Annotated in this window: 23 protein-coding genes and 1 riboswitch; of the genes, 6 read left to right on the top strand and 17 right to left on the bottom strand. The window is 69.9% G+C overall.

The annotated features are described in order from the left end of the window. Window positions 1–9: 9 nt before the first annotated feature. Together rph and IE206_RS26505 are read right to left on the bottom strand one after the other, a co-directional pair. Window positions 10–747: a ribonuclease PH gene (rph, locus tag IE206_RS26510; protein WP_189966269.1), complete on the bottom strand. Its 738-nt coding sequence runs from the start codon at window positions 745–747 to the stop codon at window positions 10–12. A 156-nt stretch (window positions 748–903) separates the two neighbouring features. Beyond that, window positions 904–1,137: a PTS sugar transporter subunit IIB gene (locus IE206_RS26505; protein ID WP_053729485.1), complete on the bottom strand. Its 234-nt coding sequence runs from the start codon at window positions 1,135–1,137 to the stop codon at window positions 904–906. A 232-nt stretch (window positions 1,138–1,369) separates the two neighbouring features. Between IE206_RS26505 and IE206_RS26500 the strand changes: the two genes are divergently transcribed. Then, entirely contained in the window at window positions 1,370–2,665 is a 1,296-nt protein-coding gene (locus IE206_RS26500; RefSeq protein ID WP_189966267.1) for a PTS transporter subunit EIIC, read from the top strand. 360 nt (window positions 2,666–3,025) lie between these two features. Continuing rightward, complete coding sequence (locus IE206_RS26495) at window positions 3,026–4,291, top strand: PTS transporter subunit EIIC (protein WP_189966265.1); 1,266 nt, start codon at window positions 3,026–3,028, stop codon at window positions 4,289–4,291. 64 nt (window positions 4,292–4,355) lie between these two features. Here IE206_RS26495 and IE206_RS26490 read toward each other — a convergent pair whose 3' ends face one another. After that, window positions 4,356–5,108, bottom strand: coding sequence for an MBL fold metallo-hydrolase (locus tag IE206_RS26490; RefSeq protein ID WP_189966263.1), 753 nt, complete (start codon window positions 5,106–5,108; stop codon window positions 4,356–4,358). A gap of 225 nt (window positions 5,109–5,333) precedes the next feature. On the opposite strand from IE206_RS26490, the gene IE206_RS26485 reads away from it, so the two are divergent. After that, on the top strand, window positions 5,334–5,795 hold the full coding sequence (locus IE206_RS26485; protein ID WP_189966262.1) for a type II toxin-antitoxin system PemK/MazF family toxin: 462 nt from the start codon (window positions 5,334–5,336) through the stop codon (window positions 5,793–5,795). Between the two features lie 28 nt (window positions 5,796–5,823). Here IE206_RS26485 and IE206_RS26480 read toward each other — a convergent pair whose 3' ends face one another. The 10 genes from IE206_RS26480 to clpS all read right to left on the bottom strand — a co-directional run bounded on the left by IE206_RS26480 (window position 5,824) and on the right by clpS (window position 13,619). Then, window positions 5,824–6,774 (bottom strand): PLP-dependent cysteine synthase family protein, encoded by a 951-nt coding sequence (locus IE206_RS26480; RefSeq protein WP_189966260.1) that lies wholly within the window; start codon window positions 6,772–6,774, stop codon window positions 5,824–5,826. A 1-nt stretch (window position 6,775) separates the two neighbouring features. After that, the gene (locus IE206_RS26475) at window positions 6,776–7,054 is read right to left on the bottom strand and encodes a MoaD/ThiS family protein (protein ID WP_189966257.1); all 279 of its coding nucleotides are present in this window, start codon (window positions 7,052–7,054) and stop codon (window positions 6,776–6,778) included. A gap of 112 nt (window positions 7,055–7,166) precedes the next feature. Beyond that, window positions 7,167–7,295: a putative leader peptide gene (locus IE206_RS43210; RefSeq protein ID WP_264198279.1), complete on the bottom strand. Its 129-nt coding sequence runs from the start codon at window positions 7,293–7,295 to the stop codon at window positions 7,167–7,169. A gap of 99 nt (window positions 7,296–7,394) precedes the next feature. Further along, the gene (locus tag IE206_RS26470) at window positions 7,395–8,189 is read right to left on the bottom strand and encodes an ABC transporter ATP-binding protein (RefSeq protein ID WP_189966255.1); all 795 of its coding nucleotides are present in this window, start codon (window positions 8,187–8,189) and stop codon (window positions 7,395–7,397) included. Next, window positions 8,186–9,214, bottom strand: a complete 1,029-nt coding sequence (locus IE206_RS26465; protein ID WP_189966253.1) for a FecCD family ABC transporter permease — start codon at window positions 9,212–9,214, stop codon at window positions 8,186–8,188. The genes IE206_RS26470 and IE206_RS26465 overlap by 4 nt, the downstream gene beginning before the upstream one ends. Window positions 9,215–9,260: 46 nt before the next feature. Further along, entirely contained in the window at window positions 9,261–10,241 is a 981-nt protein-coding gene (locus tag IE206_RS26460; protein WP_189966250.1) for an ABC transporter substrate-binding protein, read from the bottom strand. Window positions 10,242–10,279: 38 nt separating this feature from the next. Continuing rightward, window positions 10,280–10,405: riboswitch (cobalamin riboswitch) on the bottom strand. Window positions 10,406–10,441: 36 nt separating this feature from the next. Next, window positions 10,442–10,864, bottom strand: coding sequence for a M67 family metallopeptidase (locus IE206_RS26455; protein WP_053729475.1), 423 nt, complete (start codon window positions 10,862–10,864; stop codon window positions 10,442–10,444). 85 nt (window positions 10,865–10,949) lie between these two features. Beyond that, a complete protein-coding gene (locus tag IE206_RS26450) occupies window positions 10,950–12,413 on the bottom strand; it encodes an amino acid permease (RefSeq protein ID WP_189966248.1) in 1,464 nt (487 codons plus the stop codon). A gap of 319 nt (window positions 12,414–12,732) precedes the next feature. After that, complete coding sequence (locus tag IE206_RS26445; protein WP_189966241.1) at window positions 12,733–13,314, bottom strand: DUF2017 domain-containing protein; 582 nt, start codon at window positions 13,312–13,314, stop codon at window positions 12,733–12,735. Further along, complete coding sequence (gene clpS / locus IE206_RS26440) at window positions 13,314–13,619, bottom strand: ATP-dependent Clp protease adapter ClpS (protein WP_189966239.1); 306 nt, start codon at window positions 13,617–13,619, stop codon at window positions 13,314–13,316. The genes IE206_RS26445 and clpS overlap by 1 nt, the downstream gene beginning before the upstream one ends. A gap of 273 nt (window positions 13,620–13,892) precedes the next feature. Here clpS and IE206_RS26435 point away from each other — a divergent pair, with 273 nt between their 5' ends. Together IE206_RS26435 and IE206_RS26430 are read left to right on the top strand one after the other, a co-directional pair. Further along, entirely contained in the window at window positions 13,893–15,221 is a 1,329-nt protein-coding gene (locus IE206_RS26435; protein ID WP_189966237.1) for a nicotinate phosphoribosyltransferase, read from the top strand. Between the two features lie 130 nt (window positions 15,222–15,351). Further along, the gene (locus IE206_RS26430; RefSeq protein ID WP_189966235.1) at window positions 15,352–15,939 is read left to right on the top strand and encodes an isochorismatase family protein; all 588 of its coding nucleotides are present in this window, start codon (window positions 15,352–15,354) and stop codon (window positions 15,937–15,939) included. Window positions 15,940–15,949: 10 nt separating this feature from the next. On the opposite strand, the gene IE206_RS26425 is transcribed toward IE206_RS26430, so the two are convergent. Together IE206_RS26425 and IE206_RS26420 are read right to left on the bottom strand one after the other, a co-directional pair. Then, entirely contained in the window at window positions 15,950–16,249 is a 300-nt protein-coding gene (locus IE206_RS26425) for a hypothetical protein (RefSeq protein WP_189966233.1), read from the bottom strand. A gap of 136 nt (window positions 16,250–16,385) precedes the next feature. Continuing rightward, window positions 16,386–18,776 carry an immune inhibitor A domain-containing protein gene (locus tag IE206_RS26420; RefSeq protein ID WP_189966231.1) on the bottom strand — a complete coding sequence of 797 codons (2,391 nt, stop codon included), beginning with the start codon at window positions 18,774–18,776 and terminating at the stop codon, window positions 16,386–16,388. Window positions 18,777–19,196: 420 nt separating this feature from the next. On the opposite strand from IE206_RS26420, the gene IE206_RS26415 reads away from it, so the two are divergent. Continuing rightward, the gene (locus IE206_RS26415) at window positions 19,197–19,502 is read left to right on the top strand and encodes a hypothetical protein (RefSeq protein ID WP_189966229.1); all 306 of its coding nucleotides are present in this window, start codon (window positions 19,197–19,199) and stop codon (window positions 19,500–19,502) included. Here IE206_RS26415 and IE206_RS26410 read toward each other — a convergent pair. Together IE206_RS26410 and IE206_RS26405 are read right to left on the bottom strand one after the other, a co-directional pair. Next, window positions 19,488–20,279 (bottom strand): RDD family protein, encoded by a 792-nt coding sequence (locus tag IE206_RS26410; RefSeq protein WP_189966228.1) that lies wholly within the window; start codon window positions 20,277–20,279, stop codon window positions 19,488–19,490. The two genes, IE206_RS26415 and IE206_RS26410, sit on opposite strands and share 15 nt — an antisense overlap. A gap of 140 nt (window positions 20,280–20,419) precedes the next feature. Then, window positions 20,420–21,820: an RDD family protein gene (locus IE206_RS26405; RefSeq protein WP_189966226.1), complete on the bottom strand. Its 1,401-nt coding sequence runs from the start codon at window positions 21,818–21,820 to the stop codon at window positions 20,420–20,422. Window positions 21,821–21,894: the final 74 nt, after the last annotated feature.

The raw sequence follows: 21,894 nt of genomic DNA, 5'->3' as shown, positions 1-21,894 counted from the left end.
GTTGCTTCTTTACTCTCCGGACACCGCGGCCAGGGCGCGGAGTTGGAGGGCGGTGAGGTCGGCGCAGCCGCCGGTGGCCAGGTCGAGGAGCGCGTTGAGTTCCTTGCGGTCGAAGGGCTCGGCCTCGGCGGTGCCCTGGACCTCGACGAAGCGGCCGTCGCCGGTGCAGACGACGTTCATGTCGGTGTCGGCGCGTACGTCCTCTTCGTAGCAGAGGTCGAGGAGGGGGGTGCCGTCGACGATGCCGACGGAGACGGCGCTGACGGTGCCGGTGAGCGGCCGGCGGCCGTGCTTGACGAGCTTCTTGCCCTGGGCCCAGGTGATGGCGTCGGCGAGGGCGACGTAGGCGCCGGTGATGGCGGCGGTGCGGGTGCCGCCGTCGGCCTGGAGGACGTCGCAGTCCAGGACGATGGTGTTCTCGCCGAGGGCCTTGTAGTCGATGACGGCGCGCAGGGAGCGGCCGATGAGGCGGGAGATCTCGTGGGTGCGGCCGCCGATCTTGCCGCGGACGGATTCGCGGTCGCCGCGGGTGTTGGTGGAGCGGGGCAGCATGGAGTATTCGGCGGTGACCCAGCCTTCGCCGCTGCCCTTGCGCCAGCGCGGTACGCCTTCGGTTACGGAGGCGGTGCAGAAGACCTTGGTGTCACCGAAGGAGATGAGGACGGAGCCCTCGGCGTGCTTGCTCCATCCGCGTTCGATGGTGACGGGGCGGAGCTGTTCGGGGGTGCGGCCGTCGATACGAGACATGGCTATGAGCCTAGGTGATGGTGCTGGGGGTGCGTTCCGTGCGTACGCGAGAGGCTGGGGAGCGGGGCGCGCCCGCCGGATCCCGCCGACGTGCGTTGCGTGCGTACGCGAAAGGCCCCTCCCGGAGCGGGAGGGGCCTTTGCGGGAGCGGGTTGCTCACATCATGTCTTCGATGTCCGCGGCGATGGGGTCCGCGTCCGTGCCGATGACGACCTGGACGGCCGTGCCCATCTTGACGACGCCGTGGGCGCCGGCGGCCTTGAGGGCGGCCTCGTCGACCTTGCTCGGGTCGATGACCTCGGTGCGCAGGCGGGTGATGCAGCCTTCGACTTCCTCGATGTTCTCGATACCGCCGAGGCCGGCGACGATCTTCTCAGCCTTGCTGGCCATGTGTCTCTCCTGGTTCTTGAAGAACGCTGTGTCGGCCCACGGTAGGTCCGCTTTGTCACGTTAACCCACGTTTGGCCCAGCTATGCGCGCGAGCACATTGTGCCTGGCCAAGGATGGCGATCACCGGAGCCATGTCCCGCGAGGGGCCTCTCCGGACGATACCGCAACTGGTCTACACCAGTGTGCAACGACCGTCCGAGCGGGCTTGTTTCCCCATGCCTGGAGGTTGCCGATGAGTGCGAGCAATGCGGCCGCGGTTCCGCAGCCCAAGTGGTGGAACGGGCTGTTCCAGGGGCTGCAGAAGATGGGCCGCAGCCTCCAGCTGCCGATCGCCGTGCTGCCCGCGGCGGGCATTCTCAACCGGCTCGGCCAGGACGACGTGTTCGGCAAGACCGGGCTCGGCTGGAACGACGTCGCCAAGGTGTTCAACGGCGCGGGCGGCGCCCTGCTCAACGGCGCGCTCGGGCTGCCCCTGCTGTTCTGCGTGGGCGTCGCGATCGGCATGGCGAAGAAGGCCGACGGCTCGACCGCGCTCGCGGCGGTGGCCGGATTCCTCGTCTACTTCGGGGTGCTCCAGCAGTTCCCGAAGGACTGCGCCGCCGGTGCGAAGCTCGCGGCGGGCGCCTGTGTCGCCAAGGACGGCTCGGCCGTGCTGGCCACGTACCAGAATCCGGGCGTCTTCGGCGGCATCGTGATGGGCCTGCTCACCGCGTACTTCTGGCAGCGCTTCCACCGTACGAAGCTGGTGGACTGGCTCGGGTTCTTCAACGGGCGCCGGCTCGTGCCGATCATCATGGCCGGGGTCGCGATCGTGTTCTCGGTGCTGTGCCTGTGGATCTGGCCGCCGGTCGGTGACGCGCTGACCAGCTTCAGCAAGTGGCTCGTCGACCTGGGTGCGGCCGGTTCGGGCATCTTCGGCGTCGCCAACCGTGCGTTGCTGGTGATCGGTCTGCACCAGTTCCTGAACACCTTCATCTGGTTCCAGTTCGGCGACTTCACCAAGCCGGACGGCGCGGTCGTGCACGGCGACATCCCGCGCTTCCTGGCGGGCGACCCGACGGCCGGCCAGTTCCAGACCGGGTTCTTCCCGATCATGATGTTCGCGCTGCCCGCGGCGGCCCTGGCGATCGCGCACTGCGCCAGGCCGCACCGCCGCAAGGAGGTGAGCGGCATGATGCTGTCGGTCGGCCTGACCTCGCTCGTCACCGGCATCACCGAGCCGATCGAGTACTCCTTCGTCTTCATCGCGCCGCTGCTGTACGTGATCCACGCGATTCTCACCGGCGTTTCCATGGCGGTGAGTTGGGGGCTCGGCATCAAGGACGGCTTCAGCTTCTCGGCGGGGTTGATCGACTACGTCATCAACTGGAGCCTGGCGACCAAACCGTGGCTGATCATTCCGGTGGGCCTGTGCTTCGCCGTCGTCTATTACGCGGTGTTCCGCTTCGCGATCACCAAGTTCAACCTGCCGACGCCGGGGCGGGAGCCGGAGGAGGACGAGCTGGAGAGGGAGAACATCAAGGCGTAGCCGTTCTCCGCGATCCCCCGCCCACCTCTGCACGCCGGGCCTTTCGGCCCGGTTCCGCAAGGCCCCCGGACCCCCTTGACCCGGGGGCCTTCGCACGCCGTCCGGCGGGTCTTTCGGGGGCCGTTGAGGCTCGACGCGGCAACGGAAAGGTCACGGCCCGGAGTCGGCCTTGCCCGTATTGCCGGGTATGGCCCAGACCACAAAAACGAAGGTTCCTTATCTATCCCTCACCGTGCTACAACTGGTCTACACCACTCACTGGTGTAGACCACGCGGGCTTTACCGCGTTCCCCCGAGACGCCGCCGTCCCCCCGTAGTTTCCCATGCCCCCGGGCGGCGCCTTGCCCACTGGAGGATGTTGTGAGTACGGCTAGCGCCGCCCCCGCGGCTGCCAAGAAAAAGGGCGCCGGCGTGATGGCTGTCATGCAGCGCATCGGCCGCAGCCTGATGCTGCCGGTCGCCGTGCTGCCCGCTGCCGCGCTGTTGGTGCGCCTCGGCGACAAGGACATGCTGGGCTCCGCCTCGATGCCGGAGTTCATCAACAAGATCGCCACCTACATGTCCGCCGGCGGTGGCGCGCTCCTGGACAACATGGCGCTGCTGTTCGCCGTCGGTATCGCGATCGGCTACGCCAAGAAGTCCGACGGCTCCACCGCGCTGGCCGCGGTCACCGGGTACCTGGTCTTCAAGAACGTGCTCGGCACGTTCACCGACTCCAACCTCCCCAAGATCGCCAAGGCGGTCGACGGCAAGGTGGTCATGGTCGACGCCCCGGTCGACGCGAAGGTCCTCGGCGGCGTGGTCATGGGCCTGGTCGTGGCCCTGATCTACCAGAAGTTCTACCGGACCAAGCTGCCCGAGTGGGCGGGCTTCTTCGGCGGCCGCCGCCTCGTCCCGATCCTGTCGGCCTTCGCGGGCCTGCTCATCGGCATCGTCTTCGGCCTGATCTGGCCGGTCCTCGGCACGGGTCTGCACAACTTCGGTGAGTGGCTGGTCGGTTCGGGCGCGGTCGGTGCGGGCATCTTCGGTGTCGCGAACCGCGGCCTGATCGCCGTCGGCATGCACCACCTGCTGAACTCCTTCCCGTGGTTCCAGGCCGGCGAGTACCAGGGCAAGAGCGGCGACATCGCCCGATTCCTGGCCGGTGACCCGACCGCCGGACAGTTCATGACCGGCTTCTTCCCGATCATGATGTTCGCCCTTCCGGCCGCGTGCCTGGCCATCGTCCACTGCGCCCGCCCCGAGCGCCGCAAGGTCGTCGGCGGCATGATGTTCTCGCTCGCGCTGACCTCCTTCGTCACCGGTGTCACCGAGCCGATCGAGTTCACGTTCATGTTCATCGCCCCGGTCCTGTACGCGATCCACGCGGTCCTGACCGGCGTCTCCATGGCGCTGACCTGGGCGCTCGGCATGAAGGACGGCTTCGGCTTCTCCGCCGGCGCGATCGACTACGTGCTGAACCTCGGCAAGGCCACCAACCCGCTGGGCCTGGCGCTCGTCGGCCTCTGCTTCGCGGTGGTCTACTACGTGATCTTCCGGTTCGCGATCACCAAGTTCAACCTGCCGACGCCGGGCCGCGAGTCCGACGAAGAGCTGGCGGAGCTGCTCAAGGCCGAGGCGAAGTAACCCGTTCGACGCCGTACGAAGGCCCCCGGAACCACACGGTTCCGGGGGCCTTCGTCGTACGGATTCAGAGCTCGTACACCGCGCCCGGCGCCGCCAGTTCTGTCGGGCCCGAGTAGACGGCTCGGGCGTCCGCCAGGTTGACCTCGCCGTCCGTCCACGGCGGGATGTGGGTGAGGACCAGGCGGCCCGCCCCGGCGCGGGCCGCGATCTGGCCCGCCTCGCGGCCGTTGAGGTGCAGCGCCGGGATGTCCTCCTTGCCGTAGGTGAAGGAGGCCTCGCACAGGAACAGGTCGGCGCCCTCGGCCAGTTCGTCGACGGCGGCGCAGACGCCGGTGTCGCCGGAGTAGACCAGCGTGCTGCCGCCGTGCTCGATGCGGATGCCGTAGGCCTCGACGGGGTGGCACACCCGCTCCGTACGCACCGAGAAGGGGCCGATGTCGAAGGTGCCCGGCTTCAGGGTGTGGAAGTCGAAGACCTCGCTCATCGAGGACGCGGAGGGCGTGTCCGCGTACGCCGTGGTCAGGCGCTGTTCGGCGCCCTCCGGCGCGTACACCGGCATCGGCGCGCAGCGGCCGCCCTCGTGGCGGTAGTAGCGGGCGACGAAGTAGCCGCACATGTCGATGCAGTGGTCGGCGTGCAGATGCGACAGGAAGATCGCGTCGAGGTCGTACAGGCCGATGTGGCGCTGCAGCTCACCGAGGGCTCCGTTGCCCATGTCGAGGAGCAGCCGGAAGCCGTCTGCCTCGACGAGGTAGCTGGAGCAGGCCGATTCCGCGGACGGGAACGACCCGGAACAGCCGACGACGGTGAGCTTCATGGAGCGTGAACCTCCGGAAACAAAGAGGGGCCAGGCGAAGCCTGTCGTTGAAGGGGGCGGGGCGGCCGCGGGGAAGGGCTGCGGTGCGTCGAGCGTAAGGCGCCACAAGGCCCCTCGCTCCTTTGGAGCGGGCCGTTGTGGGGGAACTCACCTGCGCTGTCACCGGTTCGGATGGTGTCGGCACGGAGCGCGCGCGGTGGGTGGTGCGCCGGTAACGTCTGGGATATGGACACGTCGTGGTGGCTGGCACTGGGGGCCGTGGTGGCTCTCGCGTTGGTCGCGGCCGCCATGGACGGGCGCGGGCGTTCGGCGCGCAGGCCCGGTGGGCGCACCCGGCCGCCGGGCCGCCCGGCGGGGACGGGCCGGGGTGCGGGGCGGCTCCCGAAGGCCGGGGAGATCTGGTGGGCCGAGGTGCCCTACGAGGATGTTCCGGGCGGCAAGGACCGTCCGTGTCTGGTGCTGCGGGTGCGGGGTGACGCGGTGACCGTCGCGAAGATCACCAGCAAGTACCACGACGAGCGGGCCGGGGTCATTCCGCTGGCGCCCGGCACGGTGGCCGACGCGCACGGGCGGCCCAGCTTTCTGGAGACCGACGAACTGCGTGAGGTCGGGGTGTGGGCGTTCCGCCGCCGGGTGGGCGTGGTGGACCCGGCCCTGTGGGACCAGGTCCGCCACCTGGCGGGGTGACGCGGCCCGGTCCCGTGCGGGGAGGGCCTCAGGCCCAGAGCTGGCCTTGGAGGGTCTCGATCGCGGCCTCGGTCGTCGGGGCGGTGTAGACGCCGGTCGACAGGTACTTCCAGCCTCCGTCGGCGACGACGAAGACGATGTCGGCGGGGGTGCCCGCCTTGACGGCCTTCTTGCCGACGCCGATCGCGGCGTGCAGCGCGGCGCCCGTGGAGACGCCCGCGAAGATGCCCTCCTGCTGGAGGAGCTCGCGGGTGCGGGTCACCGCGTCGGCCGAGCCGACCGAGAAGCGGGTGGTCAGGACGGAGGCGTCGTACAGCTCGGGTACGAAGCCCTCGTCGAGGTTGCGCAGGCCGTAGACCAGGTCGTCGTAGCGGGGTTCGGCGGCGACGATCTGGATGCCGGGGACGTTCTCGCGCAGGTAGCGGCCGACGCCCATCAGCGTTCCGGTGGTGCCGAGGCCTGCCACGAAGTGGGTGATGGAGGGCAGGTCGGTGAGGATCTCCGGGCCGGTCGTGGCGTAGTGGGCGCCCGCGTTGTCCGGGTTTCCGTACTGGTAGAGCATCACCCAGGACGGGTTCTGCCCGGCCAGCTCCTTGGCGACCCGCACCGCCGTGTTGGAGCCGCCCGCCGCCGGGGACGAGACGATCTCCGCGCCCCACATCGCGAGCAGGTCGCGGCGCTCCTGGGAGGTGTTCTCCGGCATCACGCACACGATGCGGTAGCCCTTGAGCTTCGCGGCCATCGCGAGCGAGATGCCGGTGTTGCCGCTGGTGGGTTCGAGAATGGTGCAGCCCGGCGTCAACCGGCCGTCCTTCTCGGCCTGTTCGACCATGTGGAGGGCCGGCCGGTCCTTGATCGAACCGGTCGGGTTGCGGTCCTCCAGCTTGGCCCAGATCCGTACGTCGTCCGAGGGGGACAGGCGCGGGAGGCGGACCAGCGGGGTGTTGCCGACCGCGGCGAGAGCGGAGTCGTAGCGCATGTCAGAGCGAGCCGCCCGCGACGGCGGGCAGGATCGTGACGTTGTCGCCGTCGGCCAGCTTGGTGTTGATGCCGTCGAGGAAGCGGACGTCCTCGTCGTTGAGGTACACGTTCACGAAGCGGCGCAGGTTGTCGCCGTCGACGATGCGCTCGCGGATGCCGGTGTGCCGGGCGTCGAGGTCGTTGAACAGGTCGGCGAGGGTGGCGCCGCTGCCTTCGACGGCCTTGGCGCCGTCGGTGTAGGTGCGGAGGATGGTCGGGATGCGGACCTCGATGGCCATGGCGTGGGCTCCTGATCTAAAGGGAGAGGCAGGTGGGCGCGGGTCGGGCTCGGGTCCGCGCGCCGCACGCCGTCGGGCGTGCGGTGGTGCGTTGCTGCGGGGGCGCGCGGCGTCAGACGGCGGCTGCGCGGGCCGTACAGATCGCGCTGGCGAGACGGCACAGGTCGACGTGCAGCCGCGCCACGAGCAGCAGGGCGGGGCCGCTGCTCGGCGTCTTGTCGCTCACGTCGTTCGAAACCATGGGGTCATCGTATAGATTCCCGGTCCGCTTCCCGGAATGTGATCTCGCATCCTGGACGGATTCCGCTCAGGATGCGGTCAGGATGCGAGCGAGGTGCGGTCAGGATGTTGCCGTGACCCGTGCGGGCGGCAGGTAGACGACGGTGGGTGCGCCGGTGACCGGGTGAACGCCGACCTCGGCGTTCACTGCGTACACCTCCCTCAGGAGTTCCGCGGTGAGGACGTCGGCGGGCGGGCCCGCGGCGACGATGCGGCCGCCGGCCAGGACGCAGATGCGGTCGCAGTAGTACGCGGCGAGGTTCAGATCGTGCAGGGCGAGCAGGTTGACCGTGCCCAACTCCCTTACCAGGGAAAGGATTTCGAGCTGGTAGCGGATGTCCAGGTGGTTGGTCGGCTCGTCCAGGACGACGACGTCCGGCTGCTGCACGAGGGCGCGGGCGACCAGCGCGCGCTGGCGTTCGCCGCCGGAGAGGGAGGGGAAGGGACGGGCAGCGAGGTCCGCGATGCCCACGCGGGCCAGCGCCTCGCGTACGAGGGTGTCGTCGGCGGCGGTGTCGGCCTCCCAGAAGCGGTGGTGCGGGGAGCGGCCCATGGCGACGATCTCGCGGACGGTCAGCTCGATGCCTCCCGCGTCGGCGTCCTGCGGGACGGTCGCGATGCGGCGGGCGCGGGCCTTGACCGGCAGGGCGTGCAGATCGGCGCCGTCGAGCAGGACGCGGCCGCCGGTGGGGCGCAGGGCGGCGTAGACGCAGCGCAGCAGAGTCGTCTTGCCGCTGCCGTTGGGGCCGACCAGGGCGACGGTCTCGCCGTCGGCGGCGTGCAGGGTGATGTCGGAGAGCAGGGTGCGGCCCTGGGGTGTGGTGTACGAGAGCGACTCGGCGCGCAGGGTCGTCATGCGGGGCTGCCTTCCGCGCCGGCCCGGCGGCCGCGCAGCATCCAGAGGAAGAACGGGCCGCCGGTGAGGGCGGTGAGCACGCCGACGGGGATGTCCTGCGGGGCGGCGACGGTGCGGGCGGCGAGGTCGGCGAGGACGAGGAAGGCGGCGCCGCCGAGGGCCGCGACGGGGAGCAGGGTGCGGTGGGCGGCGCCTACGGCCATGCGGGCGGCGTGCGGAACCATCAGGCCGACGAAGCCGATGGCTCCGCTGTACGCGACGAGGATGCCGGTGAGCAGGGAGGCGAGCACGAACACTCCCGCCCGGAACCGGCCGGTGTCGAGGCCGAGCACGGTGGCGCCCTCCTCGCCGACGAGCAGCAGGTCCAGGGGGCGGGCCAGGGCGATCAGGACGAGGGTGCCGAGGGTGAGGGCCGTGGTGGGCAGGGCGAGCATGTCCCAGCGGGCGCCGCCGAGTCCGCCGAGCGTCCAGTGCAGGACTTCCTGTACGTGTTCGGCGCCGGCCGAGGTCACCAGGATCAGGCTGGTCAGTGCGGACAGGACGTAGGAGACGGCGACGCCGGCCAGGACCAGACGGCCGCCCGTCATGGAGCCGCCGCGTCTGGCCAGTCCGTACACGAGGACCAGGGCGGCGAGCGCCCCCGCGAAGGCGGCGGCGGGCAGCGCGACGGTGGTGGCCACCCCGGCCCCCACCCCGAGCACGATCACGGCGACGGCCCCGGCGGAGGCCCCGCTGGACACGCCGAGCAGAAAGGGGTCGGCGAGGGGGTTGCGCACGAGGGCCTGGAGCACGGTCCCGATGACGGCGAGCCCGGCTCCGGTGACGGCCCCGAGCACGACGCGGGGCAGCCGCACGTCGAGCACGATGGTCCGGTACGGGCCCGGCTCCGCCGAACCGGTGACGATCCCCAGCACGTCCCCTGCGGGTATCCGCACCGAACCGAGCGCGAGCCCGGCTCCGGCGGCAGCGACCAGCACTGTTGCGAGCACCCCGAGCACAAGGGGGTACCGCCGACGCGGGGTCACGAGCGGACCCCCTCGACGGCCTCCGGCAGGGTCTGCGCGAAGGCCCTCACTCCCCCGCCCCCGCCCGCAGCTGTCCCGCGAGCTTCGTCACCGCGTCCGGGGCTCTGACTCCCGTCACCATGTCCGACAGCGGCAGGACCGCAAAGCGGTTGTTCTTGACGGCCGGGACGGATGCCAGTGCCGGGTCGTCGCGCAGGCGTTGCTTCTTCGCTTCCACGCTCGTGCCGCCGTAGTCCAGGATCAGGATCGTCTCTGGCGCGCGGGCCACCACGTTTTCCCAGCTCGCGTCGCCGAACGACTTGTCCTTGAGGTCGGCCGCGAAGACGTTGCGGCCGCCCGCCCGCGTCACGATGTCGTTGCCGATGCCTTTGCCGCCCACCGTGAACGCCGTCTTGTCTCCGCTGTCGTAGACGAAGACCGGGACGGGGGCCGCACCCTTCCGGGCCGCCCGCGTCCTCGCGTTCGTGGCCTCGGCCGCCTTCACCCACGACTCCGCCCGCTCCGGCACGCCGAACGTCCGGCCCACCTCGCGGACCTCCTCGTACACCTCGTTCATCGTCGTCGCGGGGCCCTTGGGGCAGTTCTCCACGTTCAGGCGGGACTTGATGCCGCTCTTGGCCAGGGCCTCGCGGCCGCGCCCCTCGTTCGCCGCGAAGGCGGACGCGTAGCCGCCGTAGACGTAATCCGGATTCGCCGACAGGAGCCTTTCGTACGAGGGGTATTCCTTGGCCAGCACCGGGACAGAGCCGTACGCCGACTCGTACTTCGGGAGGACCTTGTCGTCCAGGTAGGCCGTCCCCACCAGGGACTTGGCGAGGCCCAGCTCCAGCATCACCTCCGTGGCGTGCTGGTTCATCGTCACCGCCCGCTTCGGCGGTGCGGTGAAGGTCGTCGTCACGCCGCAGTTGGTGACCTGGTACGGGAAGCCGGGGGCCGGGCTGCCCTGGGCCTCGGGCCGGGCCTGTGTCGTGCAGGCGGCCAGCGGGAACAGCAGGGCGGCGGCCAGGGCCGCGCGGCGCCAGAGCATGGCTGAGCTCCTCCAAGGGGATTTCCACGTCCCCTGTCGTCGGGAGAAGGCGGCAGGTCAGTTCCTGGCTTCCGGCCCCGCGGGGTTTCCACGGGGCCGGTCACAGTGGCGGGACCGTGCCGGATTCACACCGGCTTCCTGGGTCCTGCCGCCCAAATGTTCGAGATTGTGTATCGATGGTACGGGTCGACCCCTGAGGGTCAGTACGCCTCCACCACCTTCACGTCTTCCTCTGTGATCACGCCGTCCACGATCCGGTACGAGCGGAACTGGAACTCCCCCGCCCCGTCCGTGTCCGCCGTCGACACCAGGACGTAGTGCGCGCCGGGTTCGTTCGCGTACGTCACGTCCGTGCGGGAGGGGTACGCCTCGGTCGCGGTGTGGGAGTGGTAGACGATCACCGGCTCCTCGTCGCGGTCGTCCATCTCGCGGTACAGCTTCAGCAGGTCCTGCGAGTCGAACTCGTAGAACGTGGGCGAGCGGGCCGCGTTCAGCATGGGGATGAAGCGCTCGGCGCGGCCGGTGCCCGCCGGGCCCGCGACCACACCGCACGCCTCGTCGGGGTGGTCGGCGCGGGCGTGCGCCACGAGCTGGTCGTACAGGGCCTGGGTGATGGTCAGCATGTCGGCAAGGATAAGCAGACGGGCCGGTCCGTATCGACAGTCGATACGTACCGGCCCGAATGGTGAGAACGCCCAGATCAGAGCATTAGTTGCGCTTCTCGAACGCCTTGTTCCCGGGGTTCTTGGCCTTCAGGACCAGGTAGGAGACGCCCAGGATCAGGCCCCACAGCGGCGCGCAGTACAGCGAGACGCGGGAGTCCTTGTCGATGCCCATCATCACGATGACCATGAAGATGAAGATCAGCGCGAACCAGCTGGTGTACGGGGCGCCGGGGGCGCGGAAGCTGGACTGCGGCAGGGCGCCGGCGTCCGCCTGGCGGCGGTAGCGGATCTGGCAGACCAGGATCATGATCCAGGCCCACATGCCGGAGATGGTGGCGAAGGAGACCACGTAGTCGAAGGCCTTGCCGGGCGCCACGTAGTTGATCCACACGCCGACCAGCATGAGGGCGGCGGAGACCGTGGTGCCGACCAGCGGGGTGCCGCTCTTGGTGAGCTTGGTGAAGACCTTCGGGCCCTGGCCGTTGAGCGCGAGGTCGCGCAGCATGCGGCCGGTGGAGTACATGCCCGAGTTGCAGGAGGAGAGCGCAGCGGTCAGCACGACGAAGTTGACGATGGCGGCGCCGACGCCGAGGCCCATCTTCTCGAAGGCCGCGACGAAGGGGCTCACACCCGGCTGGAACTCGTGCCACGGGACGACCGACAGGATCATGATCAGGGCGCCGATGTAGAAGACGGCGATACGCCACGGCACGGTGTTGATGGCCTTGGGCAGGGTCTTCTCGGGGTCCTTGGACTCGCCCGCGGTCACACCGACCAGCTCGACGGCGAGGAAGGCGAACATGACGATCTGCAGGGTCATCAGCGTGCCGCCGATGCCCTTGGGGAAGAACCCGCGGTCGTTCCACAGGTTGGCGACGGTGGCGGTGTCCGCGGCGTCGGAGAAGCCGACGGTCAGGATGCCGGCGCAGATCAGGATCATGCCGACGATGGCGGTCACCTTGACCATGGAGAACCAGAACTCCAGCTCGCCGAAGAGCTTCACGGAGATGAGGTTCACGGCGTACAGGATGAGCGTGAAGACCAGCGCGTACAGCCATTGCGGGACGCTGTTGTGGGTCCAGAAGGACATGTACTGGGCGGCCGCGGTGACTTCGGTGATGCCGGTGACGACCCAGAAGAGCCAGTACGTCCAGCCGGTGACGAAGCCCCAGAACGGGCCGACGAACTCCCGGGCGTACTCCGAGAAGGAGCCCGACACCGGGCGGTACATGAGCAGCTCGCCGAGGGCGCGCATGATGAAGAAGATGACCAGGCCGGCGATGGCGTAGGCCAGGATGAGGCTGGGGCCGGCCTTCGAGATGGCCTTGCCCGCGCCGAGGAAGAGGCCGGTGCCGATGGCACCGCCGATCGCGATCATCTGGATCTGCCGGGCCCCGAGGCCCCGCTGATATCCCTCGCCCGAGCCTTCGCCCGGAGCCTGGGCGGTCCCCGCGGCCTCATTGCCGGCAGGACGGTCGTCGTGCTTGTCGACCTGCGCTGAGGTCATGGTGGTGCGCCTTTCTCCATGCTGACCCGCCCGCCTCGGTCACGAAGCGACGGATCAGGTCCTGATCCCCCCGGATGTGGATGGAGTGCCACCGGCGGTCAGCCGGTCAAAGCGCCCCCGGGGACATGGGTGGCGTCCCCGGGTGGTCGTGAAGATTTATCACGGCCTTATGGGTGATCCATATTGGCCACTGTGACGCACACCACAGGAAGAAGCGGACAAAAGGCCCTCGCCATGACAAAGGAGGTCGATGTGGTGACGGGATCGTTATACGGATTTGAGCGTCCGCTGAGCGAACGGCCATCTCCCGGCCGACCGGTCAGGGCATGAGCGTTTCGATGAGTGTTTCCTGCAGCACACCCAGCCACAAATAAGCCATAACCATCGGCTTGCGCGGATCGTCGTCCGGCAGCCGGTAGAGCTCTTCGCTCTCCTCCTCGTCGGTGACGTCGAGGCGGGTGCCGATGGTCAGGCGCAGGTCGTTGAGCGCGCCCAGCCAGTGCTGCGAATCCTCGGCGGTCAGCTCGAGGACCGCTCCGCCGTCGCCCTTGGGGCTCAGCGCGTCGAGGCCGCGCACGACCGCGAGGGCGTCGGTGCGCTTGCGGGCGCGCAGGTCGTTCTCGGTGAAGCGCCTGAACTCGGCCGACTTGGCCCGCAGTTCGTCGCTCTCCTCGCTCGCGTACGCCTCGGGGAAGAGGCGGGCGAGCGCCGGGTCGGCGGGCGGCTCGCTCGGGCCCTCGGCGAACAGGGCGGCCAGCGGGTCCGCGTCCTCGGCCGGTTCGTCGCCGGGCCCGATGAGTTCGAGCAGCTGGACGGCGAGCGAGCGCAGGATGGCGATCTCGACCTCGTCGAGCGCGACCGCGGCGCCGCCGCGGGGCAGGGCCTCGAAGTGACCGGCCATCAGCCGCGGTCCTGGGTGAGCGTCGCCCAGAGCCCGTAGCCGTGCATCGCCTGCACGTCGCGCTCCATCTCCTCGCGGCTGCCGCTGGAAACCACGGCCCGTCCCTTGTGGTGCACGTCGAGCATCAGCTTGTGGGCCTTGTCCTTCGAGTAGCCGAAGTAGGACTGGAAGACGTACTGCACATAACTCATCAGGTTGACGGGGTCGTTGTGCACGAGCGTCACCCAGGGCACGTCGGGTTCGGCGACGGGCCGGCTCTGCTCCGCCGACTCGGGGCGTTCGATCTCTACGGGGGCAACACTCACGGCTCTGGGCGACCTTGTCTTTCCTGCCGGGGGTCCGGGGGTCGACCCCCGGAAATCACAGCCTGCCGGGGATCCGGGGGCACCCCCGGAAATCACAGCCACGGCCTCCATGCTGCCACCCGGGACGGCTCATCGCACAAACGGGCCCCTAGAAATCGTCAAAGTGACGAGTATTCGGGGTAGCATCCCCCACATGCCCCCCCTTTCGGGGGCGGTCCCCAAAACCCCGGCCGGGGTGTGCCCGGCCCGGACGAAAGTGCGAGGTGGCTCGCTGTGAATGCCCCGGACCTCGGGCTGCCGGTGGACGTGCCGTCGACCGCGCTCTTCACCGACCAGTACGAGTTCACGATGCTCCAGGCCGCTCTGAAGGCCGGCACGGCCGGGCGGCGCTCGGTCTTCGAGGTCTTCACCCGCCGTCTGCCCGAGGGCCGCCGGTACGGCGTGGTCGGCGGTACCGGGCGCGTCCTGGACGCCGTCGAGAACTTCCGCTTCGACGCGGGCGTGCTCGGCTTCCTGCGCGAGAACAAGATCGTGGACGAGCCCACCCTGCACTGGCTCTCCTCCTACCGCTTCAGCGGCGACATCTGGGGCTACCCCGAGGGCGAGGTCTACTTCCCGGGCTCGCCGGTCCTGCGCGTCGAGGGCTCCTTCGCCGAGTGCGTGCTGCTCGAAACCGTGATCCTTTCGATCCTCAACCACGACTCGGCGATCGCGGCGGCGGCCTCGCGGATGTCGGCCGCGGCCGGCGGGCGCCCGCTCATCGAGATGGGCGCGCGCCGCACCCACGAGCTGTCCGCGGTCGCCTCCTCGCGGGCCGCCTACGTGGGCGGCTTCAGCTCCACCTCGGACCTGGCGGCGGGCTTCCGCTACGGCATCCCGACCGTCGGCACCAGCGCGCACGCCTTCACCCTGCTCCACGACAGCGAGCGGGACGCCTTCCAGGCCCAGGTCGACTCGCTGGGGCGCGGCACGACCCTCCTGGTCGACACGTACGACGTCGCCGAGGCCGTGCGCACCGCCGTCGAGATCGCCGGGCCCGAGCTCGGCGCGGTCCGCATCGACTCCGGCGACCTGCTCCTGGTCGCCCACCGGGTGCGCCAGCAGCTCGACGAGCTGGGCGCGACCAACACCAAGATCGTGGTCACCTCCGACCTCGACGAGTACGCCATCGCCTCGCTGGCGGCGGCCCCCGTCGACGCGTACGGGGTCGGCACGCAGCTGGTCACCGGCTCCGGGCACCCGACCTGCTCGATGGTCTACAAGCTGGTCGCCCGCGCCCAGTCCGCCGACCCGAAGGCCCCGCTGATCCCCGTCGCCAAGAAGTCGCTCGGCGCGAAGACCTCGATCGGCGGCCGCAAGTGGGCCGCGCGCCGCTCGGACGCGTACGGGATCGCCGAGGCCGAGGTCATCGGCACCGGTGTGGTACCGACCTCGCTCGCCGACCGCCAGCTCCTGGTCGAGCTGGTCAAGGGCGGATCGGTGGTGGCCCGCGAGCCGCTGGAGAGCGCCCGCGAGCGGCACATAGACGCGCTGGCCGCGCTGCCGATGTCCGCGAGCCAGCTCTCGCGCGGCGAGCCGGTCATCCCGACCGAGTACGTCTGAGGACATCCGAGCCGTACGGCTCCCGCGTGCGGCAGGGCTTCCGCCCCCGTTTGCCCCCTGCCGTGCGCCGACCGAAGTCTCTACGCTCGAAGAACAGCCCCCTGGGCCCGCAGACCGAAGGACAGCCGACATGCACCGCGCCTTGATCGTCGTGGACGTCCAGAACGACTTCTGCGAGGGCGGCTCCCTCGCGGTCGCGGGCGGCTCGGACGTCGCCGCCGCGATCACCGACCTGGTGGGCCAGGCGGCCGGGTCCGCCTACCGCCATGTGGTGGCGACCCGTGACCACCACATCGACCCGGGCGCGCACTTCTCGGACGCCCCCGACTTCGAGCACTCCTGGCCGCCGCACTGCGTCGCCGGTACGGAGGGCGTGGGCTTCCACCCGAACTTCGCGCCGGCGGTCGCCTGCGGGGCGATCGACGCGGTCTTCGACAAGGGCGCGTACGCGGCCGCGTACAGCGGCTTCGAGGGGCTCGACGAGAACGGCGTCTCGCTGGCCGACTGGCTGCGGGTCCACCAGGTCACCGAGGTGGACGTGGTGGGCATCGCCACCGACCACTGCGTACGGGCGACCGCGCTCGACGCGGTGCGGGCCGGGTTCGCCACGCATGTGCTGCTCGACCTGACGGCCGGGGTGGCGGAGCACACCACCTCGTCGGCGCTCGACGAGATGCGGGCGGCCGGGGTCGAGCTGTCGGGCAAGCCGGTCGTCTAGCGGGGGCCGGCTACCTGAGCAGGGCGCGTATCGGGTGCCAGAGCTCTTCCGTCGTCTCCGGGGCCGTGCGCCACAGCAGGCCGTCCGGATGGTGCAGGACGGCGGTGATCTCGTCCAGCGTCGGCGGCTCGGTCTGGCCGCGCAGATAGACCGCCCGCAGACCGAGGTTCCGCAGCCTGGTCAGGGCGCGGGCTCGGTTGACGGCGTGCACCAGGACGCGCACGTTCGTGCCGGGTGCTGCCGGGTTCGGCAGCGTGAGCGCGACGACCACGCTGCCCCCTGGCAGCTTGCAATAACCTCCGCCGGGCATGCCGGACCACTCCCCCTGTAAGACGACGCGTTGGACCCGCTGTCAATAAGGACTCGTAGGACGCACCTAAACACGATCGGCCGCCGCCCCGCTAGAGGGCGACGGCCGATCATGGATTGACCTGCGGTTTTTAGAATTACTTGATCGAGGAGCCGACCTTCACGGTGACCGTCGAGCCGTCCAGCGGCTGGTTGACGATCGAGATCCGGGTCTTGGTGTCAGGAACCTTGACGCTCCCGGTCGGGTTCTCGGCGTACCAGTAGGTGCCGTGGTGGTCGTCGAAGATCGGCACGCCCATCTGGGAGTTGATCTTCGTGGCGACGTCCGCCTTGTGCAGCGTGAAGCTGTCCGTCGGGTACCAGCTGAAGGGCGCGTCGAAGGGCTGGACCTTGTTGCGGAGCATCGTGCCGTCGGCCCACTTGAGGGGCTTGGCGTGCGCGTCGACCGGCAGGATCAGACCCTGGCCCGGGTGGGCCGAGACGTTGTTGTCCTTCTGCGAGGTGTCCCAGAGCCAGATGAGCAGGCCCTTCTGGTACGGGTAGTGCTCGACCCAGCTGGGACGGGTGCCCGAGAAGCCGAAGTTGTACGGGCCGGTCTTGAGGGTCTGGTCGAACGAGACGTACTGGCGGTTCTCCGCGATGTAGTACTGCGGGTAGTCGTTGGTGAACGACTCGCCGATGCGGGTGAAGTTCTTCGCCGTCCAGCCGTTGTCGTCGCCCTCGGCGCCGTCGGTCACGACGGCCGCGCCGTCAGCGGTGACGGTGATCGCGTCGGCCGTGAAGCCCTTGCCGCCCGCGCCGCCGTCCGTCTGGTAGCGGAAGCGGAGCTGGATCTTCTGGCCCGCGTACTTGTCGAGCGGGAACGACAGCTTCTTGTACGCGCCCGAGGCGTCGGTCAGGGCCGGCTTGTCGCTGGAGTCGCGGGTGATGGCCTTGCCGTCGGCGGTGCCGTCGATCGCGTTCCAGCTGGCGCCGTTGTCCGTGGAGACCTCGGTGTACAGGAAGTCGTAGTCCTTCTCGATGTCCCACCAGCCCGAGAGGTCCAGGGACGCCTTGGACTTGCCGGTCAGGTCGAGGCTGCGGGTCAGGGTGTTGTTGAGGTTGTCACCCATGCCGCTCCACCACTGCTTGGAGCCCTCGGCGGGCTTCACGACGGTGGTGGTGACTTCCTTCTTGGGCAGCTCCACGACAAGCGCCTGCTTGTCGTTGGTGTTGTACTCGGAGACACCCAGCTTGACCGTCTTGTCCGTACCGGCCTTCACCGTCTCGGCGTTGAGCCAGCCGAGCTGGAGCTTGTCCCAGGCGGTCATGTCGCCGGGCATGTCCCCGATGGAGTCCTTGCCGGTGCCGAGCCAGGAGCCCGCCGACATCAGCGACCAGAAACCGACCGAGTTCTCGGCGGTGTTGGTGGTGTCGTAGAGGTCCGGCAGACCGAGGTCGTGGCCGTACTCGTGGGCGAAGACACCGAGGCCGCCGTTCTCCGGCTGCATCGTGTAGTCGCCGACCCACATCCCGGTGTCACCGATCTGCGTGCCGCCGGCCTTGTTGTTCGCCGGGCCGGTCTTGCCCGCGTCCGTGCCGTACGCGTACCAGCGGTGGGCCCACAGGGCGTTGGTGCCCTGGGCGCCGCCGCCCGCCGACTCGTCCTCGCCGGCGTGCACGATCTGGAAGTGGTCGATGTAGCCGTCGGGCTCGTTGAAGTTGCCGTTGTTGTTGTAGTCGTTGCGGTCCCACTGGTCGTACTGAGCCAGGGTCTCCTTGATCTGCGCGTCCGTCTGGCCCTTGGCCTTCTGGTCGGCGACCCAGGCGTTCACGCCGTCGCGCACGGCGTCCCACACGTTGGCGCAGTTGGTCTGGCCGCAGTAGTTGGAGCCGTAACGGGCCTCGTTGTACGGGATCTTGACCCAGTCGGTGACCTGGCCGTCGACCGAGTAGCGCCCCGAGGAGGTCTTCTCGTAGTACGTCTTCAGCGAGTTGACGCCCTTGCCCGTACCGAAGTACAGGTCCTGGTAGTGCTTCTGGTTGTAGTCGGCCTGCCAGGCCGTGGAGTTGTCCTTCGCCCGGTCGGGCTTGGCTATCTGGTTGTGCGCCGGGCCGGGGGTGCCCCCGTACTTCGGCTGCGGCGGCTTGGGGCCTGTCGGGCCGTCGGGGTCGTACATCGTGGTGTTGTCGACCTGGTCGCCGAAGTCCACCAGGATCGTGAAGATCTTGTCGGTCTTCTGCCGGCCGAGCTCGACGTACTTGTTGTCGTCGAGCTTGACGACGTCGGAGCCGTCCTTCTTCTCGACCTTCTTCTTGCCGGAGATGACCTGCTCCAGCGCCGCCTGGCGCTGCTGGGCCTGCTGGTCGCTGAACGGGCCCTTGAGGTTGTGCTCCTGACCCTTGGCCGTGGACGGGTCTTGGCGGACGACGGGTGCCGGAGCCTTCGAGTCCGCCTGGGCCGTGGCGTATGCCGAGCCCGTGGCGCCGGCCGTGGCGAGAGCCACGAGCACGGCAGCGGCTCTTGCCGCCTTCCTGCTGCTGGTCACTTGATGTTTTCCTCCCCCGCGGCCGGCAGGAACCGGGGGGTGAGGGGCTGGTTCCGGTGCGCGACACGCGTCTCAAGTGACCACATTGGACCGGAGTTACCAAAGAAAAGACAGATCTTGACTTGTTCGTGCCAAGTACATTATGCAGAAGGCCAGTTCCGCTATCCGAACATGACAGTTGTGCTAACAGACCGGGACAACCGGTGCGCACGTCTCGCCATTCGGACGGCGCCAGCTCGCCGAATGACTCCGTGCGCCCCCTGTGCACCGGCACCGTGGGTTAGGTCACGCTTACCAACAGTTCCGCTCGGGCATGGACCGTCGTAGAGTCGCTTGACAGTGCGATCCGGCTGCCAGGTCCGCCGGTTGAGAACGGTTGAGAGGCCCACCCCTATCCGAACCATGAGGACGGATAACGCCATGCCGCGTCCCACTGCCGCACAGCTCTCCTACGGTTCGGCCACCGTCGTCTTCTCGACCGTCGCCATGCTGCTGCTCTCGCGCACCGAGTCCGGGGTCGGCGTGGCCGTCATCGTGCTCGCGGCGCTCCTGCTCGGCCTGCTCGTCGCCGTCACCGTCCCCATGCCGCTGCCCCGCCGGACGCGCGCCAACGCCGACGACCGCACGGTCCTGGCCGCTGGTGCGGCACCGGTGAACCGTGCGGCCGTCGTCGAGACGTCCGCCGCGCTGCGGGTTCCCGAGCGCGAGCACTCACTGCGTGGTTGAGACCACCACCGTCTTGCCGGCCTTGTCGTGCCAGCCCTGCCGGTACGGCTTGTCCGCCACGATCGTGATGATCAGGATGATGTCCCACAGGCAGTAGCAGCAGATCACGAACGGCGCCCACAGCACGGCGGCCCGGGCGAGCGCCGCGTTGGTGGTGGGCACACTGCCGTCGTTGAGCATCGCGACCCGCAGCCCCAGCAGCTTCTTGCCCAGCGTCTGGCCGGACTTGGACACCATCAGGGTGTCGTAGCCGATGTAGGCGACGAGCGAGATCAGCAGCCACAGCAGCCCGCTGCCGGAGTACGCCTTGCTGACCACGTCGGTGCCGGAGTCGCTGTTGTCCGTGGAGATGACGAACCGGTTGCTGGTCCCCCACTCGATCAGGCCGAGCGGGATCGCGATGATGAGGAAGTCGATGAACCGGGCCAGGAACCGCTTGCCGTAGTCGGCGAGCGGCGGCATTCCGGCCAGCGGGTCGACACCGCCGTACCCGCCCCCGTAGGGGTCGGAGGGCGGTGGCGGGGCGCTGCCGTACGGCGATCCGCCACCGGGGGGAGGCGGCCCGCCGTACGGACCGCCCGCGCCCGAGCCGGCCGGGGGCGGCGGCGCGCCGTAGGGGCCCGCGCCGCCGGGCGGCGGGCCCGTGCCGTACGGCGAATCCCCGGGGGGCGGCCCCGAACCGCCGTAGGGAGAACCGCTCTGCGGAGGCTCTGACGGCTTCTTGAGGAACGGATCGTCCTCGGGCGGCTGACCGGGCGGCGGCTGATCGGTGCTCATGCCGGTAGTGCACCGCGCGCGCGAGACCCCCGCAACGGTACGGACGCCGTTCGGGGGACGGGGCGGGCGGAATGCGCCGGACCTCAGAGCCTGTGTCTGAACTCCGGCCGCAGGCCCGGGCGGGGTTCAGACACAGGCTCTCAGCCCTGCGCGACGAACGTACGGGCCGCCTTGTCGTGCCAGCACTGGCGCCACGGACGGTCGAACAGGCACCACGCCACGTTGACCACGCCCACCGCGAGCAGCCCGAGCACCCCGTAGACCAGCCAGCGGCGCGCGGCCTGACCGAACGTCGGCGGCTCGTACGACTCGATGCCACGCACCTGCACCCCGCACAGCTTCTTGCCGAGCGTGCGGCCCCACTTGGCCGTGGGCAACGCCTCGTACAGCAGGCCGAGGGCGAGGAAGGCGCCGAGCACGATGCCGAGGAAGCCCGCGGTCGTGCCGTCGAGGAGGTAGACGGTGACCGTCTTGCCCGACAGCTTCGCCGCATCGATCTTGTTCTGGATGTGGTCGGTGACGCCCGGGAGCAGCGGCACGGCGAGACCCGCGACGGCGCCGCCGAGCAGCACGGTGTCGACGAGCCGCGCGGTCAGGCGCCTGCCGAGCCCGGCGGGCCTGGCCGAGGCCTGGGCCTGGGCGGCCTGGAGGAACGGGTCGGCGACCGGGGGCTTCCACGGCACGACCGGTTGGTTTGCCTGCGGTTCGGGCTGGGCGAGCTGGTGCACCTGCTGCGCCCAGGACGCGGCGCCTCCCCCGGGCCCCGCCGTCATGGGCGACCCGGGCACGGCGGAGTGCGGCTGCGCGGGGTGCGGCGGTACGGGAGCGGGCTGCGCGGCGCCCGGCTGCATGAGCCGGGCGGGCGGCAGCTGCGGCGGCTGCGCCTGGGCGGGCGCGGCGTAGGCGCCGTCCGCGCGGCCGGGCGGCGTCGCCGGGCGGACCGGGTCGGCCGGGGCGGGCAGTTGGGGCCGCGCGGGCGGCGGTTCGACGGCGGCGGGCGGCATCGCCCCCTCGAGCCGCCCGGACTGCTGCTGCGGCACCGAGCCGCCGGGCCGCGCGGGTGCCGGTGGCGGCGTCGGCTGTACGGGTTCGGGCCGCCGGGGGTCGGGGAGGCGGCGCGGGTCGGCCGCCTCGGGCAGGCCGCGCGGATCGACCGGTCGGCCCCAGGAGACCCGGCGGTCCTGTTCGCCGCCGAAGCCGGACTGGTGGGTGGCGTCCGCGTGCCAGGCGGGCTGCGGCCGGGCGCCCTGGCCCTGCGCGGCGGGCGGGGGCGAGGCCTCGGGCTCGTCGAGGAAGACCGGGCCCGTCTCCTCGGCGGGCGCCGGACCGACCGGCGGCGCGGACGCGAGGGAGGGGGCCGGCGCGGGGGCGGCGCCCGGCGGCGGGGTGGGCTGCGCCTCACCCGCGGCGGGGGCGGGCCGGCTCGTGCCGGGCACCCAGGAGACCCCGTTCCAGTACCGGACATATCCGGGAATGGAGGGGTCCGGGTAATACCCTTCCCGGGCTACGCTCCCGCCGCCGTCAGGAGGAACCGTCGCCATGTCCCCAACTCCGTTCCGATCCAGCACACTTGATCTCTGCCGCGGTGCGCCGCCCGGCCCTGACGCCGACCGGC

This window comes from Streptomyces violascens (genome assembly GCF_014649955.1).
GTDB lineage: Bacteria > Actinomycetota > Actinomycetes > Streptomycetales > Streptomycetaceae > Streptomyces > Streptomyces violascens.
Note: the sequence above shows the minus strand (reverse complement) of the source record. Positions and strands in the feature narration are given on the sequence as shown.